This window comes from Jannaschia seohaensis (assembly GCF_900116765.1).
Taxonomy (GTDB): Bacteria; Pseudomonadota; Alphaproteobacteria; order Rhodobacterales; family Rhodobacteraceae; genus Jannaschia; species Jannaschia seohaensis.
This window is the reverse complement of the sequence record NZ_UETC01000014.1, coordinates 65,551-81,496: the sequence shown is the minus strand read 5'-3', so window position 1 is coordinate 81,496 and position 15,946 is coordinate 65,551. Positions and strand designations below refer to the sequence as shown.

Annotated in this window: 14 protein-coding genes; 7 read left to right on the top strand and 7 right to left on the bottom strand. The window is 70.1% G+C overall.

Going from position 1 to position 15,946, the window contains the following annotated elements:
• Positions 1–24: 24 nt before the first annotated feature.
• Together surE and DTQ71_RS19630 are read right to left on the bottom strand one after the other, a co-directional pair.
• The gene (gene surE / locus DTQ71_RS19635; protein ID WP_109565999.1) at positions 25–819 is read right to left on the bottom strand and encodes a 5'/3'-nucleotidase SurE; all 795 of its coding nucleotides are present in this window, start codon (positions 817–819) and stop codon (positions 25–27) included.
• A gap of 41 nt (positions 820–860) precedes the next feature.
• Positions 861–1,646 (bottom strand): enoyl-CoA hydratase, encoded by a 786-nt coding sequence (locus DTQ71_RS19630; protein ID WP_109565998.1) that lies wholly within the window; start codon positions 1,644–1,646, stop codon positions 861–863.
• Between the two features lie 45 nt (positions 1,647–1,691).
• On the opposite strand from DTQ71_RS19630, the gene DTQ71_RS19625 reads away from it, so the two are divergent.
• On the top strand, positions 1,692–2,108 hold the full coding sequence (locus DTQ71_RS19625) for a PaaI family thioesterase (protein ID WP_109565997.1): 417 nt from the start codon (positions 1,692–1,694) through the stop codon (positions 2,106–2,108).
• Between the two features lie 218 nt (positions 2,109–2,326).
• Here DTQ71_RS19625 and DTQ71_RS19620 read toward each other — a convergent pair whose 3' ends face one another.
• Entirely contained in the window at positions 2,327–2,554 is a 228-nt protein-coding gene (locus tag DTQ71_RS19620) for a DUF1127 domain-containing protein (protein WP_109565996.1), read from the bottom strand.
• 112 nt (positions 2,555–2,666) lie between these two features.
• On the opposite strand from DTQ71_RS19620, the gene DTQ71_RS19615 reads away from it, so the two are divergent.
• From DTQ71_RS19615 to DTQ71_RS19605, 3 genes are all read left to right on the top strand, one after another.
• Positions 2,667–4,103 carry an aminotransferase-like domain-containing protein gene (locus DTQ71_RS19615; protein ID WP_170125513.1) on the top strand — a complete coding sequence of 479 codons (1,437 nt, stop codon included), beginning with the start codon at positions 2,667–2,669 and terminating at the stop codon, positions 4,101–4,103.
• A gap of 198 nt (positions 4,104–4,301) precedes the next feature.
• Positions 4,302–6,206, top strand: coding sequence for a hybrid sensor histidine kinase/response regulator (locus tag DTQ71_RS19610; protein WP_245947666.1), 1,905 nt, complete (start codon positions 4,302–4,304; stop codon positions 6,204–6,206).
• A gap of 118 nt (positions 6,207–6,324) precedes the next feature.
• On the top strand, positions 6,325–7,014 hold the full coding sequence (locus DTQ71_RS19605) for a response regulator transcription factor (RefSeq protein ID WP_109565994.1): 690 nt from the start codon (positions 6,325–6,327) through the stop codon (positions 7,012–7,014).
• Between the two features lie 83 nt (positions 7,015–7,097).
• Here the strand turns inward: DTQ71_RS19605 and DTQ71_RS19600 are convergent, their stop codons facing one another.
• Entirely contained in the window at positions 7,098–7,649 is a 552-nt protein-coding gene (locus DTQ71_RS19600) for a tetratricopeptide repeat protein (RefSeq protein ID WP_109565993.1), read from the bottom strand.
• Between the two features lie 112 nt (positions 7,650–7,761).
• Here DTQ71_RS19600 and DTQ71_RS19595 point away from each other — a divergent pair, with 112 nt between their 5' ends.
• Complete coding sequence (locus DTQ71_RS19595) at positions 7,762–8,475, top strand: DUF3108 domain-containing protein (RefSeq protein ID WP_170125512.1); 714 nt, start codon at positions 7,762–7,764, stop codon at positions 8,473–8,475.
• The gene (hrpB, locus tag DTQ71_RS19590; protein WP_109565991.1) at positions 8,472–10,802 is read left to right on the top strand and encodes an ATP-dependent helicase HrpB; all 2,331 of its coding nucleotides are present in this window, start codon (positions 8,472–8,474) and stop codon (positions 10,800–10,802) included. Before DTQ71_RS19595 ends, hrpB begins: the two co-directional genes overlap by 4 nt.
• 6 nt (positions 10,803–10,808) lie before the next feature.
• Here the strand turns inward: hrpB and DTQ71_RS19585 are convergent, their stop codons facing one another.
• Positions 10,809–11,822 (bottom strand): LacI family DNA-binding transcriptional regulator, encoded by a 1,014-nt coding sequence (locus DTQ71_RS19585; protein WP_170125511.1) that lies wholly within the window; start codon positions 11,820–11,822, stop codon positions 10,809–10,811.
• Between the two features lie 421 nt (positions 11,823–12,243).
• Between DTQ71_RS19585 and DTQ71_RS19580 the strand changes: the two genes are divergently transcribed.
• On the top strand, positions 12,244–14,211 hold the full coding sequence (locus tag DTQ71_RS19580) for a calcium-binding protein (RefSeq protein ID WP_146204904.1): 1,968 nt from the start codon (positions 12,244–12,246) through the stop codon (positions 14,209–14,211).
• A gap of 7 nt (positions 14,212–14,218) precedes the next feature.
• Here DTQ71_RS19580 and DTQ71_RS19575 read toward each other — a convergent pair whose 3' ends face one another.
• Together DTQ71_RS19575 and dksA are read right to left on the bottom strand one after the other, a co-directional pair.
• Complete coding sequence (locus tag DTQ71_RS19575; protein WP_109566033.1) at positions 14,219–15,331, bottom strand: FAD-dependent monooxygenase; 1,113 nt, start codon at positions 15,329–15,331, stop codon at positions 14,219–14,221.
• Positions 15,332–15,376: 45 nt separating this feature from the next.
• A complete protein-coding gene (dksA, locus tag DTQ71_RS19570; RefSeq protein ID WP_109565988.1) occupies positions 15,377–15,799 on the bottom strand; it encodes an RNA polymerase-binding protein DksA in 423 nt (140 codons plus the stop codon).
• Between the last annotated feature and the right edge of the window lie 147 nt (positions 15,800–15,946).

Genomic DNA, 15,946 nt, shown 5'->3' with positions numbered 1-15,946 from the left:
TGTCCTCCGGCGTCACACGGGACCTCAGCCGTCGTAATCGGGCAGCGCGGCCCGCAAGGCGTTCAGCGCGTCGCGGTCGGTCAGGTCGCAGCGCATCGGCGTGACCGAGACCCAGCCCTCGACATTGGCCTTGACGTCCGTGCCGGGCGCGGTGGCCTCCCCCTGGGCCGAGCCGCCGATCCAGAGATACTTGCGCCCCGAGGGCGAAGTCTGCGGGTGGACCCCCATCCGCCCATCGCCGCGATAGCCCTGCGCCACGGCGGCGAAGCCTCTGACATCTCTGGCCGGGACCGGCGGGAAATTGACGTTGTAGAACAGCTTATAAGCGTCGCCGCCCCAGGGCGCGCCCCGCAGCAGCTTTTGCACCAAGGCCGCCCCATGCGCGCGCGCCGCCTCGAACGGATCGTCCAGGTCGACATTGCGCGGGCCGTAGAATTGCGACAGCGCGATGGCCGGGACGCCTTGCAGCGCCCCCTCCATCGCCGCGCCGATCGTGCCGGAATAGACAGTGTTCTCGCCCGCGTTGTTGCCCCGGTTGACCCCCGACAGGATCAGGTCGACCGGCCCCTCGACCAGATGACCGATCCCCGCCATCACGCAATCCGCCGGGCTACCCTCGAGCGCGAAGCGCCGCGGGCCCAGCTTGGAGATCATCGTCGGCTTCACGTAGTTGATACAATGCCCCACGCCCGACTGCTCGAAAGCGGGGGCCACGGTCCAGACCTCGCCGCCTTCCCCCGCGACCGCTTCTGCGACCTCGGCCAGCACTTCGAGCCCAGGTGCACCGATGCCATCGTCATTGGTGATCAGAATGCGCATTAAGGCCCCCTTTCGACGGCCTCAATGCGGGGTCGGGCGGGTCATGTCCAGCGGGGCGGGCGCTTTTCCAGGAAGGCTTGCATGCCTTCGTCGGTCCCTGTGTCCATCAGGTTCTCGACGATGGCGTCGCGGGTCAATTCATAGGCGGCATCGAGCGGCCGGTCGAGCTGCGCGTAGAACGCGCCCTTGCCGATGCGCACCGCCGCCGGCAGCTTAGACGCGACCCGTTCCGCCAAGGCGCGCGTCTCCTCGGCCAGCCGGTCGGGGGGGACGGCGCGATTGATCAGCCCCGCCTGCTCAGCCTCCTCGGCGGTCAGAAACCGGCCGGTGCTGAGCATCTCGAAGGCCCGCTTCCGGGAGACGTTGCGCGACAGCGCCACCATCGGCGTCGAGCAGAACAGCCCGACATCCACCCCGTTCACCCCGAACCGCGCCTCCCGCGAGGCAATCGCCAAGTCGCAAGTCGCCACCAACTGGCACCCCGCCGCCGTAGCCATTGCGTGAACCTGGGCGATCACCGGCTGCGGCAAGTCGCGGATCTGCGCCATCACGGCGGTGCAGCGGTCGAACAGGTCGGCGAAGGCGGCGCGGCCGCCATCCTCGGCCTGGCGCATTCGCTGCATCTGGCCCAGATGGTGCCCGGCGCTGAACGCCTTGCCCTCGGCGCGCAGGATGACGGCACGTAACCGCGATGCGGCGATATCCGACAGTTGACGCGACAGCGCCGCCAGCATCTCGTCGGACAGTGCGTTCAGCGTGCCGGGATCGTTCATCGTCAGCGTGGCGATCCCATCGGCGTCGGAGCGTAGGAGAATGTCGTCTGTCATGAAGGGCCTCCCCCCTCACCGTGCGGACGCGGGAAGGGGTTTGCAATGCTGAAGATGGACACCGCGGCGCTGGAGGCCTTCCTCCACCAGAGTTTCTTGCAGGTGAAGGACGAGTTCACGGTCGAGCGGGCCGACATGGACGGGCTGACCGTCCGCCTGAACGTGGCCGACCGGCATCTCCGCCCGGGCGGCACTGTTTCGGGTCCGTCGATGTTCGCCCTGGCCGATGTGGGGGTCTACTTGGCGATTCTATCGCGAATCGGCCCCGTCGCCCTGGCCGTGACGACGAACTGCTCCATCGACTTCTTGCGCAAGCCCGCCGCGAGCACCGATCTGATCTGCGACGTTCGCCTGCTCAAGCTGGGACGCAGGCTGGCGGTAGGGGATTGCCTGATCCGCTCCGATGGGTCCGACGCCATCGTGGCCCGCGCGACCCTGACCTATTCCATCCCTCCGGCCTAGAGCCGCAAGCGATCCCTCCGCATCCCTCCAGGGAAACGCCGCCCCCTTCTTCCCTGCCCAAATATCCCGGGGTCTGGGGCAGAGCCCCAGTCTGACGGAAACCGCCACGCGCGACGCCATGGGTTTCGGGTGCCTCCCCTTGCGCGAACGAAAAAAGGGCCGGCCGCCCGTGGCGAACCGGCCCCAGTGGGGGAAGGGGGAGAGAAAAAAGACGGAGGTCAGGCCACCCAGAACGGCTTTTCGACTTCGCGCAGCACCTCGGCGGTGGTGAGGCCGAGATCGGGGTAGCGGCTCGGGTCCATGTCCTTGAGCGCCCGGCGCGTGGCGGCCCGCATCTCCCAGATGGCCACCGTCTGCGCGAGTGCGGCCAGACCGCGAGACAGCGGCGAACGCGCGGGAGCGGCATGGGCGTTCAGGGAGGGATGAGTGAAAGCAAGGGCAGTCATGACATTGTTCCTTTCGGCGCGCTTTCCTGCGTATTGTGTCGATACGATTTCACCTGTAGAGCGTGAAACACAGATACAATTTCCGGCGACGCCAGACCAGCGATACATTGTCATGGGTACAATCACGGACTCGAATATCATCGAGGTGGATTTCGGCGCGGACCCCCGCGCGAAATACATCGTGCTGGAGGGCGCGGTCCGGGCCGCCATAGATCGCGGCGACCTGCCGCCCGGCACGCGGCTTCCGCCCGTGCGGGACCTGGCCTGGAAGATCGGCGTGACCCCCGGCACGGTGGCGCGCGCCTATTCGCGCCTGACAGAGGCGGGCGTGCTGACCGCCGAAGTCGGGCGCGGCACCTATGTCGCGGAGCCGAGCGCCCCTGCCCCGATCTACGCCGAGTTCCAGGCGCCTCTGGAGGTGGACGCCGTCGCCCATGGGACGGGCGGCGACAACTGGGCCGTCAACATGCTCTCGCCTCACCTGCCCTCGGTCGGGCAAGGCGCGCTGATCCGCCGCCTGATGGGCGAGATCGCCCAGGACCCGCCCTCGGGCCTGATGCACTATCCCCATTTCGCGGGCGAACGCCCGGCCCGCGAAGCCGCCGCGGCCTTTCTCGCCCATCCCATGCTCGGCCCGGTCGCGCCCGACGACATCACCCTGAGCCATGGCGGCCAGCAGGCCATCGCGCTGGTGCTGCAAACGGTCTTGCGCGGCCGGCGTCCCGCCGTCCTGCTGGAGGAGCTGGCCTATCCCGGCTTTCGCCGCATGGCCGAGGTATTGCGCGCCGACGTAATCGACGTGGCCATCGACGACCAGGGGGTGGTGCCCGAGGCGCTCCTGGCAGCCGCCCGCGGGGCCGATGCGCAGATCCTCTGCGTCTCGCCGGACGTGCAGAACCCGACCTGCACCGAGATGCCGCTCGCCCGCCGGGAGGCGCTGGTCGCCGCCGCCCGCAGCGCCGACATCCAGATCCTGGAGGACGATTGCTACCGTATGGGCGAGGCTACCCTGCCTTCCCTGCGCAGCCTCGCGCCGGAGCGGGTCTGGCACGTCTCCTCCATCGCCAAGACGATCACCCCCGCGCTCCGCCTGGGCTTCGCCCTCGCCCCACCGGGGCGGCAGTTGAGCCTGCGGCGGGCAGCGGAATACAACTCCTTCGGCCTCGCCACTCCGATATCCGACCTGGCGGCCAGGCTACTGATCCATCCCGATTTGCCGGGCCTCATGGACGAGCTGCGCGCGACCGTCGGACGCTACATCGCCGATGCGCGGGAGATCCTCGACGGCCATGCCCTGACCGCGCGGGACGACGTCTCCTTCCTGTGGTTGCAGCTGCCGCGGGGCTGGCGCGCCTCCTCCTTCTGCCGCGCCGCCGAAGAGATCGGCGTGAAGCTGCGCGCCGCCGAGGAATACGCCTCTCGCGAGGCCAACGCGCCCCATGCGGTGCGCTTCGCCGTCAATACCGGTGTCACCCCCGAAAGCTGGCGCGCGGCCCTGACCCGCCTGCGCGGCCTCCTCGACCACCCGCCCGAAGGCCTGGGGGTCTAGAGCCCACGCCGCCTCCCGACCCGATCCTCATCTTGCCCGAATACCTCGGGGGAGTCGGCCCCCGGCCGACGGGGGGCAGAGCCCCCCTCCCATCGCTGCCGGCGCGCTGCCGTCCGCACCGATGGGTGCGCGCGCCCCAACGGCAGGGCCCGGCGCCCGCTTGCGGGCGCGCCCCCCGCCGCCTACCGTGACAAGGCCATGCCGCACCCCGCCTCCACCACTGCCCGCATGACCCAGGCCGGGTTGAACCTGATCGGGCAGGCTCTTTCGATCTACGACCGCGACCTGCGGCTCGCGGTCTGCAACCGGATGTATGCGCAGATGTTCGATCTGCCCGCGCCGCTGACCCGGCCTGGCGTCTCCTTCGAGGAGACGATCCGCTTCCTGGTGGACCGGGGCGAATACGGCCCCGCCGCCGATCCCGATGCCATGGTCGCCCAGCGCGTGGCCCAGGCTCGCGCCTTCGAGCCGCACTACCTGGAGAGGCGCCGCCCGAACGGCATGGTGATCTCGGTCGAAGGCTCGCCCCTGCCCGAGGGCGGCTGGGTCACCGTCTATACCGACATCACCGCCATCAAGACGCAGGAACGTCTGCTGCGGGCCCGCTCCGAAGTCCTCTCCGACCAGCTGCTGGCTCGCGCGGAGGAGTTGAGCCAGGCCAACCGACAGCTCGCCGCCGCCAATGCCGCTCTGGAGGAAGCCCGGGTCGAGGCCACCGAGATGGCCGAGCGCATTCGGCTCACCACCGAGATGCTGCCCGCCCATATCGCCCGGCTGGACCGCGACCGGCGTTATACCTTCTCCAACCGGCGGCTGGCCGCTGTCTTCCCCGGCGCCCATGCCGAGATCGTGGGCCTGACCATGGAGGACGCGCTGGGCTCCGGCCCCTACGCCACAGTCGCGCCGCATCTGGACGCGGCCTTTGCCGGCGAGGCGCCGGTCTTCGAGATGACGCACGAGCCCTCGGGCCGCCGTATCCGGGTCAGCTTCACCCCCGAGACGACCGGGGGCGAGGTTACCGGCGTGTTCGCGCTCTCGATGGACGTCACCGAGGAGGCGCAGGCCCGCGCCGCGCTCTCCCAGGCCGCCGGGCGGCAGGTGGCGGCGCAGCTGACCTCGGGGATGGCCCATGACTTCGCCAATCTGCTGACCGTAATCCTGGGGATGGGCGACCGCCTGCGCGGGATGGATTTGCCGCCGCGCGCGCGCGAAGCCGTCGACGCGATCGCCTTGGCCGCCACCCGCGGCGGCACCCTCATCGACCAGATCAGCGGGCTGTCGGGCCCGCGCGATCTGGTACCCCGCGCCGTCGACCTGCGCGCCTTTCTGGCGCAGACAGCGACTTTGGCGGGCGCCTCCCTGCCCGCCGAGATCGCGATCCGCACGCGGGTGCACGGGCTGGAGGAGCCGGTCCTGCTGGATCCGGACGCGCTGCGCGACGCGATCCTCAATCTGGTGCTGAACGCCCGCGACGCCATCGGAGACGGGCCCGGCGCGATCACCCTGACCGCGCGCCCCCATCGCGGCACCTGGCTGGAGATCGAGGTCCGCGATACCGGCCCCGGCTTCTCGGAGGCGGCACTGACACGCGGGGCGGAGCCCTTTTTCACCGAAAAGGGCGAGGACGGGACGGGGCTGGGCCTGTCGATGGTCTATGACGTGGTCAAGCTCGCCGGAGGCCGCACGCGGCTTGCCAACGCCAAGGGTGGCGGCGCGCTGGTCTCTCTGCGCCTGCCGCTGCGCGCGCCGCCGCCGGGGCTGCCGCCGACGATGGTGCTCCTTGTGGAGGACGCGATCCATATCCGCGAGGCGGTGCGCGACCGGCTCGTCGCCGCCGGCCACACCGTGCTGGAGGCCGGAGGCGTGGCCGAGGCGGAAAGCCTGCTGGACCTCGACGGGCTGGGCCTCGTACTGACCGACATCATGCTGCGCACCGAGCGGACGGGGCTCGACCTCGCCCGCGCCGCGGCCGCGCGCAACTTGCCGGTGGCATTGATGACCTCGCTGCCGTCGGACGCCCCCCTCTACCGCGAGGCCGCCGCAGGCTGGCCGCTCCTGCGCAAGCCCTTCTCTGTCGAGAAGCTCTCGGCGGTGCTCGCATGAAGGCCACGGACACACCCGGCCCGCGGCCCCTTTCTTCTGGCCGGAAATACTCCGGGGGGGCCGAAGGCGGGGGGCAGCGCCCCCCTCCCCCCTCTCCGCTCGCGCCGGGAGGGCCGCGATGACCGCCACCGTCGCCATCCTCGACGACGACCCCGCCATCCGCGCCACCCTGACCGAGGCGCTGGAGCAGGCCGGACTCTCCGTCACCGCCCATTCCCGCGCCGACGCGTTCGAGGCCGCCGTTCGCCGCGCCATGCCCGATGTCTGCCTCGTGGATCTCGGCCTGCCGGATCGGGACGGGCTCGCGGTGGTGTCGCGCCTGGCGCTGGAGGGCGGCGCGGCGATCATCATCATCTCGGGGCGCGGCCAGGTGCAGGACCGGATCACAGGGCTGGAATTGGGCGCCGACGACTATGTGGTCAAACCCTTCGCACCCGCCGAGATCGTGGCCCGCGTCCGCGCCCGCCTGCGCAAGGTCGCGCCACAGGCGCGGCGCCGGGCCCACTTCGCCGACTGGACCGCCGATTTCGACCGCTTCACGCTGACCGGTCCGGGAGGAGAGGCGACGTTCAGCCAGGCCGAGGGCGAGGTCTTGCGGCTTTTCCTCGACCGCCCCCGCCGCCTGATCACCCGCGACGAGATGCAGGACGTGCTGGGTGGCGGCGCCCGCGAGGCCTTCGACCGGGCGATGGACGTGCGCATCTCCAGACTGCGCGCCAAGCTCGGCGAGGATCCGAAGAACCCAGCCTTGATCAAGACGATCTACGGCGCGGGCTACATCTTCCTCGGCGACGTCTCCTGGTCCTGACCGCCCCTCCGCCCACAGCCCCGTAGGGTGGGCGTCACCATGCCCACCTCTTTGGGGGCATCCCTATGCCCACCAATCCCAGATCAATACTCGAACCCGACCCCGACGCGCAGCGCCTCGACCAGCGCCGTCTCGGGCCGGCGGCCTGCGCCGCCTCGGGCGCGGATCTCGGCCAGTTGCGCCTCCGCCTCCGCAAACCGCCCGACCGACGCGAGCCCCATCCCCATATAGCTGCGCGCCAGCAGGTTGTTCGGGTCCGCGGCAAGCGCCGCGCGATAGGCGGCCATCGCCGCCTCCATGTCCCCCGCCTTGCGCGCAAGGAAGCCGCGATAGGTCAGCACACGCGTGTCGCCCTGGTCCGACATCGCGTCCAGGGCGGCCTCGGCCGCGGCGCGGCGTCCCAGATAGGCCAGTTCGCGCACCGCGTCGTAGAGCGCGTCATCGTCGAGCCTCCCTGACTCGACCGGCACGCAGGCGCCGGGCTCGTCGTCCCATACGCTGCCATCGGGACAGGTCGCCGTCGGCGTGGGCTTCGGTGGCGCCGGATCCTCGGTGCCGACGGCCCAGGCCGAGCTCGGCACGGCAAGACCCGCGGTCAGGGTCGCGGCCCGCAGCAGGGAAAGCGGTTGGATCATGGTTGGCCTCCGTCTGTCTGGCTCCCTCCCGGCGAAGGTAGCGCGCCCCTCCCCCCTGCAACGCGCCGGAATTCGCGCTAAATGCGTCATCGACCCGGACCGGAGAGACATGATGATGGCACGATCCCTGCTCTGCGCCGCCCTTCTGGCAGCCGCCCCGGCCTTCGGGCAGGGGATGGACGCGACCTATGACTTGTCGCTGCTCGGGATCACCGGGGGCACGATCGCGCTCAGAGGGCGGGATCAGGGAGACAGCTATTCGATCTCATCGGCGGCGAAGGCCACCGGCATGGTCGGCTCGCTGCTCAAATACGGCTATGAGGGGCGGGCGCAGGGGCGCATCCAGGGCGGGCGCCATATCAGCTCCGAATATGTCGAGATCGAATTCGATGACGGGGAGCGGACCTCCTCGGTCACGCTCTTCGACGGCACGACGCCGGCCTCGGTGACATTCGATCCGCCGCGAGAGCCCAAAACCTACGACATCGACCCCCAAGCGCAGAGCGATGTGATCGATCCGCTGACGGCGCTCTATCTCGTGCTGCGGCCGACCGCGCCGGGCGCGGCCTGCAACACGCAGTTCGACACCTTCGACGGGCGCCACGTCGCGCGGTTGACCTTGGGCCCTGCCCAAGCCGCCGAGAATGGCACCCTTACCTGCGAGGGGGAGTATCTGCGTCTGCGCGGCTATTCCGCCAAGGATCTGGAGCGCCAGCCGAACGCCCTCATGACCTTCACGCTCACCCCCGTGGACGACGGGAAGGTTCAGGTGTCGGAGATTACCTCGCGAACCCGTCTGGGCGTTGCGGTGCTGCGCCGCCGATGACCCTGCCCATCGAAGCGGTCCTGCCGGAGCTGCGCGATGCGCTGGCCGCGCGCGGGGTCGCGGTGCTCCAGGCGCCGCCCGGCGCTGGCAAGACGACGCGAGTGCCGCTGGCCCTGCTCGACCGGGTCGAGGGCCGGATCGTGATGCTGGAGCCCCGGCGCCTCGCCACCCGCGCCGCGGCCGCGCGCATGGCCGAGACACTGGGCGAGCGGGTGGGCGAGACGGTGGGGTTCCGCATGCGTGGGGCCTCGGAGGTGTCCAAGGCCACGCGGATCGAGGTCGTCACCGAGGGCATCCTGACCCGCATGATCCAGTCCGACCCGGAGCTGCCGGGGGTGGGCTGCGTGATCTTCGACGAATTCCACGAACGCTCCCTCATTGCCGATTTGGGGCTGGCGCTGACCTGGGAGCTGCGGGAGGCGCTGCGCCCGGACCTGCAGGTCCTGGTCATGTCCGCTACGCTTGATGCGGAACCCGTGGCCAAGATGCTGGACGCGCCCATCGTCACATCAGAGGGCCGCAGCTTCCCGGTGGAGCGCATCTGGCGCGACCGCCCGCCCCCCCGGGGGATGCGCTTCGAGGCGCAGGTGGCCGATCTGGTCCGCACCGCGCTCGCCCATGGTGACGTGCTGGCTTTCCTGCCGGGCGAGGGCGAGATCCGGCGCTGCGCTGCGGCCTTGGAAGGGTGCGGGGCCGAGATCCGGCCGCTCTATGGCGCGCTGCCCTTCGCCCAGCAACGGGCCGCGATCGAGCCGGGCGAGCGGCCGCGCGTGGTGCTGGCGACCTCCATCGCCGAGACCTCCCTGACGATCGAGGGGATCCGCGCGGTCGTCGATGGCGGGCTCGCCCGCCGCGCCCGTTTCGACCCGTCCTCGGGCATGTCCCGGCTGGTGACGGAGCGGGTCACCCGCGCCGAAGCCACACAGCGGGCCGGCCGCGCGGGGCGCGTTGCGCCGGGCGTCGCCTATGCCAACTGGACCCGCGGGGAGGAGGGCGGCCTCTTGGCCTTCCCCTCGCCGGAGATCGAGACGGCGGATCTGGCTGGGCTTGCGCTGGAACTGGCGGCCTGGGGGACGGACGACCTGCCGTTCCTGACGCCCCCGCCCGAGGGAGCGCTGGCCGAGGCGCGCAGTTTGCTGGAGGGCCTTGGCGCGCTGGCGGGCGGGTCGATCACGGATCACGGGCGGGCCCTGGCGCGGCTGCCGCTACATCCGCGGCTTGGGCATATGGTGCTGTCGGGGGGGGCAGGCTCGTCGGCCCTGGCGGGCCTTCTCGCCGCGCGCCCGGTTCCGGGATCGGTGGACCTCTCGGAGGCGCTGCGGTCGCCCTCGGCCGAGGCACGCGCCGAGACCAAGCGCCTGCGCCGCTGGGAGACCGGCCCGGATCGGTCCGAGGCGCAGCAACTGGCCCTGGCCTATCCTGACCGCATCGGGCTGCGCCGCCCTGGGGACGCGCCGCGCTGGCTGCTCTCGGGCGGCAAGGGGGCGCGCATGGAGAAGGGCGACGCGCTGGCCGCGGCGCGGCTGTTGGTCGCCTGCGACCTGGACGGCGACCGGACCGAGGCGCGCATCCGCCGGGCCCTTGCGATCAGCGAGGCGGAGGTCCGGGAGGTCTTCGCCGACCGGATCGCCTGGGTGGAGGTCTGCGAATGGTCGACGCGCCACCGCCGGGTCGAGACGCGGCGGCGGGAGATGCTCGGCGCCATCGCGCTGGACGACCGGACCTGGAACGACGCGTCGCCCGAGGCCGTCGCGCGGGCGGCGCTGGACGGCGTGCGCGACCTCGGGATCGATTGCCTCGACTGGAGCAAGCGCGCGCGGCTCTTGCGCGCCCGGATCGCCGCCTCGGGCCTGCGCGACGTTTCGGGCGCGGCGCTGTTGGAGACGGCGGAGGACTGGCTGCTGCCCTGGCTGGGCGGCATCCGCGACGCGGGCGGGCTGGCGCGGCTGGACCCGCATGAGGCGCTGACCGCCTGGCTGGGCTGGGAGGATGGCGCGCGGCTGGATCGGCTGGCCCCCGCCGCCTGGACCACCCCGCTCGGGCGGCGGGTTCCCATCGACTACGCCCCCGATATCCCCACCCTGTCGCTGCGCGTCCAGGAGGTTCTGGGCGTGACCGAGCATCCGCGGGTGGGCGACACGCCGCTCCGGCTGGAACTGCTCAGCCCCGCCCGCCGCCCGGTGGCGATCACCCAGGACCTGCCGGGCTTCTGGGCCGGCGGCTATGCCGACATGCGCCGCGACATGCGGGCGCAATACCCGCGCCATCCCTGGCCCGAAGACCCGGCCAGCGCCCAGCCGACCGAACGCGCCAAACCCCGGGGTTGAGCGGCGTCAGCCGCGCGGCGGCGCCGTCGAGGCCCGCACGATCAGTTCGCAGTCCAGGCAGAGGGGGGCGGGCCGCTCCCCGGTCTCGACCCAACGCGCCATGGCCTCGCCCGCCTCCTCGCCCATCCGCTGCACCTGGAGCCGCACGCTGGTGAGCGGCGGATGGGTCGCGGCGGCGGCCGGCAGATCCTCGATGCCAAGGACGGACATGTCCCGCGGAATGACCAGACCGGCCGACTGGAATCCGGCCATCGCCCCCATCGCCAGCATGTCCGAGAAGCAGAGCGCTGCCGTGGCCGGGCCCCGCGCCTGCGCGATCCGGCGCGCCGCCGCCGCGCCCCCGGCGAAGGACAGCTCCGTCTCGAAGGGGGCATAGCGCAGACCGTCGCCCAAAGCCGCCAGCGTCTCGAGCCGCTGCGCGGTGCGGTCATTCGTGGCCCGCGGCCCATGGATCACGGCGATCTCTCGATGGCCCAGCCCGCGCAGATGATCGGCCGCAGCCGCGACGGCGGCGACGTTGTCGTAGCTGACCGAGGGAATGGGGCCGTCCGGGTCCCAATAGGCCAGCATGATCGCCGGCAGCCGGTAATGGGCGATCAACTCCAGCAGCGCGGGGGCGCGGGTCCGGCCGGCCAGGAAAAGCCCCTCCGCCCCGGCCTCCAGCAATTGCCGGGCGCGCGCCAGTTCCACCTGCCGGTCCTCGCCGGTGCGCGCGACCATCAGCGACAGGTCATGCTCCGCCAGACGGGCCTCCAACCCGTCGATCACCCGGGCGTAGGTGGAGTTGTCGAGCGACGGCAAGAGCGCGCCGATCATCCGCGACCGCCCCGAATTGATCGCCCGCGCCGCCGCCAAAGGCCGGAAGCGCAACTCCGCGATGGCGGCCTGGACCCTTGCGCGCGTCTCCGGCGAGACCCGCCCCGACGCGTTCAGAACCCGGCTGACCGTGGCGACGGACACGCCGGCATGGGCCGCGACATCGCGGAGATTGGAGCGCTTTTTCTCGGGCGGGCGCGGCATGTGGGTCGGCTTATCCGGCCTGTGGCACCGTGACCATTGCCTTGTCGGCCCCCGATCCAAGGCCGTGGCGCGGGGGGATCGTCGATTCGCCCGCCTCGGTCCGGCGCGACACGCGCGCGGGGGATGGAGCCTGCCCTGAAATCGCCCCGTTTCGCCCAAGCTGCGGAACCGGTCGACTTGTCCCGGACCGCCCTCCGAGCGCGCCCGCATCGTCGTCTTCGGGTCATTGTCCCGCCGCATTCCGCATTGGATCGGACACAATGCCCCACAGCCACCACGCATTAAAGTGATGGGCCGGGGAATTCCGCGCAATTCGCACTTCTAAAACCTTTGCGAACCGCCACCATTCCGCCAGACGGCGCTCCCGCTTTGGCCGGACAGGATTGGTGATTTGAGGGCAACACATCGAAAGGTGCCCGAAATGACCACTGTTTCCCACAATGCGACAACGGCCCCTGTTTCTCGTGACTTGTTCGGCGGCAATGCGATCTGGAATGCGAATCTGCATCGTGACACTGGCGCGCTCTATGACAATTTCGCTTATGCCGCCGAAATGCTGGGCGTCACGCATTTCCGCATTCCCGGAGGCCAGGCGGAAAACTTCTTCGATGACGGCTTGATCGTGCGCGGCGACATTCCCGCCAAGCTGCGCATGGCATTGGAAATGATCGAGACCGGCTTCGACGGGGTCACCGCCTCGATCGTTCTGCCGACCGACCGAAGCTTTACTGACAAGGCGCAGGTGGCCCGCCTCGCCGAAATCATCGCCCGCGACTTTCCAGGCCTGGTGACCGCCTATGAGATCGGGAACGAATATTGGGGTGAGGACCACACCGCCGGCGATCTGAACCGCGAGGAATTCTACGGTCGCCGGGCCTCGACCATCGCCGAAGGGCTGGAGCAGGGGCTGGGCCGCGAGAACGCCAACAGCACGACCGATATCCTGATCCAGACCGCCAATCCGAACGGCCACGGCTCGGCCTATAACTGGAAGGCCAAGAACGGACCGGGCGCCGGCATGGGCGCGGAGGAGCGTTGGGAGGCGGCCAATACGACCATCGCCGATCAGCTCAGCGACCGGGCCGCGGACGCCATCGACGGGATCATCCACCACTTCTATTGGACGCGCGTCATCGACGGCGCTCCGGCCGATAGCGGCGAGCACCGGATGCACTGGCACAGCGACACCTGGGAGCGGGCGTTGGGCAAGGAACTCGACCTCCACATCACCGAATGGAACGTGGCGGCGGCGAATTACGAGATGCTGGGGCTGAAGGCCGGGGGCGCTCTGCTCGACATGTTCGTCGATCTTCTGGAGGCCGGCGTGGACGCGGCACAGGTCTGGCCGCTTCAGCATAACACGCGCAACGACATGGCGGGCGGCAACCGCCGGGACGCGCTGGTCGATGCGGAGACCGGCATCGTCGTCAGCTCCGTCGCCGGGGCCGTGTTCGACCTGCTGGCGACCAACACGGTCGGGCTGCGATATGTCGACAAGACCGTCGCGGGCTTCTCGCCCGAGCCGATCACGCCGAACAGTTTCGTCGCGCAGTTCTTCGAGGACGCGGATACCAAGGTCACCTACGTCACCGCGAATTTCCCGACGCGCAAGCGCCTTGAGATCGACGATGAGATGGTGATCGAGGGCGCGGGCGTGACCGTGACGCTGGTCGGCGTGGATGCCGCCACCACCGACGGGCAGCTGAGCAATGACGGTGGCGCGGCTGACTGGATCGAGATCCAGGGCGCCCGGCATTACATCAACGAGGACGACGCCGCCGCGTCGATCCGTACGCTGAGCTTCACCGCGGCCGAGATCGCAGAAGGCGTCCATATCCTGATGCGCCCCCATGAAATCGCGCAGATCGTCTCCGAGGCCGCGCCCGCCCTCGTCAACCAGCCCGAGCCCGTCCCGGGAGATGTCTCTCCAACCGATCCGGCCCCCAGCCCTCGACCCCGCCCGGAACCCGCGCAGGGCGACGCGGGGGACGGCCGATCCCTCCAGACGGGGCGGGGCGACGACCGGCTCGAAGGCGGCCGCGGCGCGGATCGGCTGGATGCGGGAGCAGGCGATGACATTCTGATCGGAGGCCGGGGCGGCGACTCCATGAAAGGCGGGCACGGCGCTGACTATTTCGTATTCCGGCGGGGCGATTTTACCGGCGACATCGACGTGATTAAGGACTTCGAGATCGGAAAGGATCACATCGTCTTCGAGGATATGGCCCGGTCCGATTTCAGCGGCGTCCGCCACGAATACGATGCAGCACAAGGTCTATTGGAAATTCGCGTCGCTTGCGACAATGGAAATCAACAGATCTTCCATTTCGAAGGCCATTCCGATTACCGGGCCGTCGCCGATATGGACAATATCCTGTTCCTCGGGTGACCCGCGCTCAGCCGCGCGCGCCGGCGCCTTCGGTCACATCCGCGCCGTAGAGCCAGTCGAAGCGCGATAGCATCGCGCCGGGCGCGACCGAACCGATGGCGCGCAGGGCCAAATGGCCCAGGCGGCGCCGCGCGCCCGTCAGATGATAGTTCCGCGCGTTCCCTTTTGCCGCCGCGAGGGCGCGGGTGACACGGGGGCGGCGCGCGGCTTCCCAGGCGGCGGGGTCCGGGGCGGCGGCCAGGGTCCAGGCGTCTTCCAGCGCCAGATTGGCCCCCTGGGCGAGGAAGGGCAGGGTCGGATGCGCCGCGTCGCCGATCAGGGTGCAGGCGCCCCGCCGCCAGGCCGGCGTCGCCCCGTGGTCCATCAGGCCCCAGAGATTGACCTGCTCGACCCGCTCCAGCACATCGCGCACCGGCGCGGCATAGCCCGCGAAGGCGGTGCGCAAGGCCGCGGGGTCGTCCGGCTGCGACCAGCCCTCCGCGACCCAGTCCGACCGCTCCTCCACCGCCACGATGTTCAGCAGCGCCCCGTCGCGGAGCGGGTAGAGCACCAGATGCCGGCCGGGCCCGACATGGACCTGCGCTTCCATCGGCCAGCCTGTCACCGGAACCGTGGCGCGCCACGCCACTTGCCCCGTCCATTTCGGCGCATGTCCCGGTGCGACGAAGCCGCGGGCCGCGCCACGCACGCCGTCCGCGCCGATGAGACGCCGCACCTCCCGCGCGCTGCCGTCGGCGAATCGCAACCGCTTTCCCTCCGCCTCGATGCCTGAGACTTGGCGGCCGAGATGGGACGGAATAGCACCCAGCCGGGCGGCAAGAGCGTCGATCAGATCCGCGCGATGCACGAGATGGAAGCCGGGACCGAGCGGCATGCGGATCAGCGAGCGCCCGGTGGGTCCGTCGATCAGGTGAACCGCCGCGCTTTCGGGACCCGGCGGCTGCACACCCAGGGCGCGCAGAACCCGCGCCCCATTCGGCGCGATTTGCAAGCCCGCCCCGACCTCGGTCAGTGCGGGCGCCTGTTCGATGATTTCAACGGAAACGCCTCTGTCCCGCAGCGCCAGAGCCGCCGCGAGCCCCGCGACTCCGGCCCCCAGTACCGTGATATCGGCCGTCATGAGGCCCACGGGGCGAGAACGGCGGTCACGCCGGACGAGCAGCCCTTAGTCGTCGCGATGAACCTTCTCGCGCCGCTCGTGACGCTCCTGCGCTTCCAGGGACATCGTGGCGATGGGCCGGGCGTCCAGGCGCTTGAGCGAGATCGGATCGCCAGTCACCTCGCAATAGCCGTATTCCCCCTCTTCGATGCGGCGCAGGGCGCTGTCGATCTTGGAGATCAGCTTACGCTGCCGGTCTCGCGTCCGCAGCTCCAGCGCGCGGTCGGTCTCCTCGGAGGCGCGATCCGCGATGTCGGGGATGTTGCGGGCGGCCCCTTGCAGGCCCTCGATGGTGGTCGCCGTCTCCTCCAGAAGGTCGCTCTTCCAGGCCAGCAGCTTGCGGCGGAAATACTCCACCTGCCGCTCATTCATGAAGGGCTCGTCCTCGGCGGGGATGTAATCATTGGGCAAAAAGGTCTCGGCCTTCATGTCGCACTCCCTCTGGGGTCGGGTGCCGCGGCGATCCGTAAACAGATCAAGCCGTTCCCGACTCTCTGGAGGCCGCTTACATCAGCCCCGAGGGGTTGTCACGCCCTCGGACCTGTCTGGTTGCACCAGCGGGACCGGCTGCTAAGT

What these genes read in the sequence shown, in the direction of transcription:
- surE (WP_109565999.1), bottom strand. Translation starts at nt 819, where the DNA reads ATGCGCATTCTGATCACCAATGACGATGGCATCGGTGCACCTGGGCTC.
- DTQ71_RS19630 (WP_109565998.1), bottom strand. Translation starts at nt 1,646, where the DNA reads ATGACAGACGACATTCTCCTACGCTCCGACGCCGATGGGATCGCCACG.
- DTQ71_RS19625 (WP_109565997.1), top strand. Translation starts at nt 1,692, where the DNA reads ATGCTGAAGATGGACACCGCGGCGCTGGAGGCCTTCCTCCACCAGAGT.
- DTQ71_RS19620 (WP_109565996.1), bottom strand. Translation starts at nt 2,554, where the DNA reads ATGACTGCCCTTGCTTTCACTCATCCCTCCCTGAACGCCCATGCCGCT.
- DTQ71_RS19615 (WP_170125513.1), top strand. Translation starts at nt 2,667, where the DNA reads ATGGGTACAATCACGGACTCGAATATCATCGAGGTGGATTTCGGCGCG.
- DTQ71_RS19610 (WP_245947666.1), top strand. Translation starts at nt 4,302, where the DNA reads ATGCCGCACCCCGCCTCCACCACTGCCCGCATGACCCAGGCCGGGTTG.
- DTQ71_RS19605 (WP_109565994.1), top strand. Translation starts at nt 6,325, where the DNA reads ATGACCGCCACCGTCGCCATCCTCGACGACGACCCCGCCATCCGCGCC.
- DTQ71_RS19600 (WP_109565993.1), bottom strand. Translation starts at nt 7,649, where the DNA reads ATGATCCAACCGCTTTCCCTGCTGCGGGCCGCGACCCTGACCGCGGGT.
- DTQ71_RS19595 (WP_170125512.1), top strand. Translation starts at nt 7,762, where the DNA reads ATGATGGCACGATCCCTGCTCTGCGCCGCCCTTCTGGCAGCCGCCCCG.
- hrpB (WP_109565991.1), top strand. Translation starts at nt 8,472, where the DNA reads ATGACCCTGCCCATCGAAGCGGTCCTGCCGGAGCTGCGCGATGCGCTG.
- DTQ71_RS19585 (WP_170125511.1), bottom strand. Translation starts at nt 11,822, where the DNA reads ATGCCGCGCCCGCCCGAGAAAAAGCGCTCCAATCTCCGCGATGTCGCG.
- DTQ71_RS19580 (WP_146204904.1), top strand. Translation starts at nt 12,244, where the DNA reads ATGACCACTGTTTCCCACAATGCGACAACGGCCCCTGTTTCTCGTGAC.
- DTQ71_RS19575 (WP_109566033.1), bottom strand. Translation starts at nt 15,331, where the DNA reads ATGACGGCCGATATCACGGTACTGGGGGCCGGAGTCGCGGGGCTCGCG.
- dksA (WP_109565988.1), bottom strand. Translation starts at nt 15,799, where the DNA reads ATGAAGGCCGAGACCTTTTTGCCCAATGATTACATCCCCGCCGAGGAC.